The 4,097-nt window shown below is 73.5% G+C and carries 4 protein-coding genes and 1 riboswitch; of the genes, 1 reads left to right on the top strand and 3 read right to left on the bottom strand.

The window, feature by feature from the left end; all coding sequences use genetic code 11:
* Positions 1-214 precede the first annotated feature (214 nt).
* Positions 215-556 (bottom strand): MarR family winged helix-turn-helix transcriptional regulator, encoded by a 342-nt coding sequence (locus tag F6X68_RS31280; protein ID WP_151457619.1) that lies wholly within the window; start codon positions 554-556, stop codon positions 215-217.
* Positions 557-766: 210 nt separating this feature from the next.
* Between F6X68_RS31280 and F6X68_RS31275 the strand changes: the two genes are divergently transcribed.
* The gene (locus F6X68_RS31275; RefSeq protein WP_151457618.1) at positions 767-1,519 is read left to right on the top strand and encodes a carbonic anhydrase; all 753 of its coding nucleotides are present in this window, start codon (positions 767-769) and stop codon (positions 1,517-1,519) included.
* 127 nt (positions 1,520-1,646) lie between these two features.
* On the opposite strand, the gene F6X68_RS31270 is transcribed toward F6X68_RS31275, so the two are convergent.
* Both F6X68_RS31270 and F6X68_RS31265 read right to left on the bottom strand, forming a co-directional pair.
* On the bottom strand, positions 1,647-2,663 hold the full coding sequence (locus tag F6X68_RS31270; RefSeq protein WP_151457617.1) for a hypothetical protein: 1,017 nt from the start codon (positions 2,661-2,663) through the stop codon (positions 1,647-1,649).
* Between the two features lie 3 nt (positions 2,664-2,666).
* Positions 2,667-2,798, bottom strand: a riboswitch (cyclic di-AMP (ydaO/yuaA leader).
* A gap of 166 nt (positions 2,799-2,964) precedes the next feature.
* Positions 2,965-4,097: YibE/F family protein (locus tag F6X68_RS31265; protein ID WP_151457616.1), on the bottom strand; the 1,133-nt coding region annotated here is incomplete at its 5' end.

Below are 4,097 nucleotides of genomic sequence, written 5' to 3'. Positions count from 1 at the left end.
CGCCGGGGGGCCCGCAGCGGGGGACCGCCGCCGAGGCGGGCGACGGGGCGATGACGGCGGTGCCGAGCAGGACCGCGGCCGCTCCACCGAGGACCGCGCGGGCACCGCGCCCGCCTCGGCGGGCCGGCCCGGTCCCGCCCGGTCGGAAACTCTCGCGCACGCGGTGAGATTACCGCCGAGGGCCGGAGCGGCGTGCCGCCGCCCGGACCCCTCGTCAGGAACGCTCGCTGGCCTCGGCCGGCTCCTGGTCGTCGGCGAAGAGGGCGAGGAGGGCGCCGACCTGCCGGTCCGCTTCGGCGGGGTGTCGGAACCGCCCGGCGGGGTTGAGCGTGTACTCGTTGCGTCGGCCCACCCGGGTGCGGTTCAGGTAGCCGCCGGCCTCCAGGTCGGCGACGATCGCCTGCGCGGCCCGCTCGGTGACGCCCACCTCGTCGGCGACGTCGCGGAGCCGGGCGGTGGGGTTGCGGGCGATGGCGAGCAGCACGTGCCCGTGGTTGGTGAGGAAGGTCCAGTTGCGGGTGCTCCCGTTCTCCCCTGTCGTCGCCATGCCCGCCATCGTATGGCCCCTGCTTCGTGTTTTCCTGCGCGCCCTCGCGGCCGAGGGACGCGCGGAGGCCCGGCCGCCGTCGCATCGGGCCGCCGGACATATGAAATGCATATCACGCATCCCTTGACGTATCTTGCAGTGCGTGTGACGGTGGTGGCAGCCCGCGTCCAGCGTCGGCCCGGGTGACCAGGCCGTTCACGTGAGGTAGCGAGGTGTGGGATGAGTCGTCCCGGATCGCCAGGAACCCAACCGGGCCCGGAGCGGACGCTCCCGGCGCCGGCCACGGGCGGGACCCCGGCCGACGTCGGCACCGCGTTCGCCGTCCCCGCGAGTCCCGAGCAGGCGCTCGCCGAGCTGCACGCCGGTAACCGGCGGTTCGTGACCGGCGCCCCGCGCCACCCCAACCAGGACGCCGGGCACCGCGCCGCGGTCGCCGACGGGCAGCACCCCTTCGCGGTGATCGTCGGTTGCTCCGACTCCCGGCTCGCCGCCGAGATCATCTTCGACCGCGGCCTCGGTGACCTCTTCGTGGTCCGCACCGCCGGGCACACCATCGGTCCCGAGGTGCTGGGCAGCGTGGAGTACGCCGTCACGGTCCTGGGCACGCCGCTGGTGGTGGTGCTCGGGCACGACTCCTGCGGGGCCGTCCAGGCGGCGCGTACGGCGGCCGCCACCGGCACCCCGCCGGTCGGGCACCTGTGCGCCGTGGTGGACGCCGTGGTGCCCAGCCTGCGCCGGGCCGCCGCCGAGGGCGTGGACGACATCGACGGGATCGTCGACATCCACATCGCGCACACCGTCGAGGCGATGCTGGGCCGCTCCGCCGTCCTCGCCGCGGAGGTGGCTGCCGGCCGTTGCGGGGTGGTCGGCATGTCGTACCGGCTGACCGCCGGCGAGGTGCGGACGGTGGCCGAGGTGCCCGCCGCTGCGGCCGACGCGCCGGAGGCGGCGGCCAGCGCCGCGCTCGCCTGAACAACCACCCACCCACCGCCCGCCTGTCACCGCCCTGGCGGGCGGGTCCGTACGACGAAACAGGGCCGCCCCGCGTTCGGCGGGGCGGCCCTGTCCGCGCTCTCGGCTGTGCCGCGCGCGTGCGTGCCTACCAGAGGGACACGTGGACGTGGTCGGTGTGGTTCGACGGACCGCTGTAGGAGCTCCAGCCCGTCGCCGGGAACCAGATCTGTCTGTTCCAGATCACGTAGTAGACGCCGAGCCGGTCGGCGTTGCGGACCAGGAACGCGGTCAGGTTGTTGCCGTACATGTAGGTGTCGTCGTTGTGCCAGGGGGAGAAGCCGCTCTTCTGCAGCGACCAGTCGCAGGCCCGGCCCTTCGGGTGCTCGTAGGGCCCGCCGGGGCGGTAACAGCCGACGAACCGGTTGAAGCCGGCCCGCTTGACCTCCTTGTACATGTGCAGGGTGCGCGCGGTGATGCGGCCGGAGGTGGTGGGGTCGGCCTCGGTGGGTGACAGCGGCGTCCAGTCGCCGTCGGCCGCCCGCCCCGGCGCGATCTTCGCCACCGGCGAGGTGGCGACCACCTTGCCGCTGGTCAGCCCTCTGCCGCCGACCAGCGCGAGCGCCTTCTCCGCCTCCCGCTTGCCGCGCGCCATCTCGTTCGTCAGCTTCTGCTGTTCGCGGACCTCGGTGTCGAGCGCCAGCTTGGCCTGCTCGGCGCGGTCCTTGACCGCGTTCACCTCGGCGAGCTTCTTGGAGTTGACCAGGTTGAGCTCGTCGAGGGCGGCGGCGCGCTTGACGAACGAGTCGGGGCTGGCGGTGTCCAGCAGCATGGACACCGCGCCGATCCGCCCGGTGCGGTAGGACTGGGCGGCGATCTGGCTGACCTGGGGAGCCAGCGCGTTCAGTTCGGCCTGCGCCCGGGAGACCTCCAGGGCCAGTTCGAGCTGGCGCTTCTTCGACTTCGCCAGCTTCGCCTTGGCCTGCACGTAGGACCGGTTCCGGGCCTCGATGAGGTCGTCGAGCAGCTTGGGCTCGTCGTCCCCGTGCCCGGAGGGCTTGGGCGGGGTGGGCGCGGCCGCCGCCGGGAGAGGCCCGGCGAAGACCGCCAGAGCGGCGAGTACGGCCACCACGGGCGTCAGCCAGCGGCGTAGGGGTGCCGTCACAGTTTTCCCTTCCGTCGACCGCCGACCGGGTTAGCTGACGGGTTCGGGGCGGAAGTGGCCCCTACCGCTGTCGCGGATTCACCCCACGTACCTGGGTCCCCGGTTCGCCTCGCGGCGATTGGGCGGCGGCACCGCAGGCGCCGCTGCGCGCCTTCGGCGGTGACCGGCAGCGAGGTTACCCGAGAACGCTCCCGGGGATCTACGTCCCTAAGCCGACTAAATGCGTTATTTCGTAATGGCGGACGGTGACCAGTGACGCATTTATCAGGACGAACGTCCTGTTCGGTCACGCTGAGGAGCGTCACCATGCGGTGTCCGTACTTCTGTGCCCATCGGGCCATCCGGCGGGAGCGGCGGACGGCGTGTCCCCACGCGGCCCGCTGAGGGCCTCCAGCGCCTCGGACCGGTCGGTGGCCGGCCGGGGCGTCGGCGCGGGCGCGGTGGCGGCGCGGTCGGTCGCGTCCCCGCCGCGTCGGCCGGCCGTGGTCACCAGGGCCGCCAGCGCGGTGGTCAGCGGCACGGCGGCGATCAGGCCCAGGGTGGCGACCGCGCTGCGGACGATCTCCTGGGCGAGGAACTCGCTGGTGAGAAGTTGGGTCACCGCCCGCGAGTCGGCGGTCAGCAGGAGCAGCACCGGCAGCGAGGCGCCGGCGTACGCCAGCACGATGGTGTTCACCGTCGAGGCGATGTGCGCCCGGCCGACCCGGGTCGCCGCCCGGTAGAGCTGCGTCCGGGACAGCCCGGGGTTGGCGTGCGCCAGCTCGGTGACCGTGGCGGCCTGGGTCACCGTGACGTCGTCCAGCACGCCGAGGGAGCCGATGATGATCCCGGCCAGCAGCAGCCCGTGCAGGTCGACGTCGGCCTGGTACATCGACAGCGTGGTGGCGTCCTCGGAGCCGAACCCGGTCAGGTGGGTCGCGGCGGTGGCGATCGTGCCGAGGACACCGGTCAGCACCAGGCTGCCCAGCGTGCCGAGCACGGCGACCGAGGTCTGCGCCGTCACGCCGTGGGTCAGGTAGAGCACCACGAACATGATCAGAGCGGCGCCGACGACCGCGACCAGCAGGGGCGGGTTCCCGGCGCTGATGCCCGGCAGCACGAAGGTCAGCAGGATGGCGAAGCTCGCCGCCAGGCCGCCCAGCGCGGCCAGCCCACGCCACCGCCCGAAGGCGACGATGGCGGCCGCGAAGAGCGCCACCAGCCAGACCAGCGGCTTGCCGCGCTGGTGCTCGGCGATGTTGTAGGTGCTGGCCGTGGGGTCGGCGGGGTCGGTGAGCTCGACCAGGATGATCTCGTCGTCCACGGCGACGGTCGGCGCGCCGGGGCCCACGGGCACCGGCGTCTCCACCTGCTGGCCGGCGTCGGGGCCGTCCTGCACCCGTACGGTGACCGTGCCGCAGGGGCCCTGTGGCGCGTCGGGGCTCCCCTCCGGGG

The sequence above is a fragment of the Micromonospora sp. AMSO12t genome, from assembly GCF_008806585.1.
GTDB classification, from domain to species: Bacteria; Actinomycetota; Actinomycetes; order Mycobacteriales; family Micromonosporaceae; genus Micromonospora; species Micromonospora reichwaldensis.
This window is presented reverse-complemented; position numbering and strand designations above follow the sequence as displayed.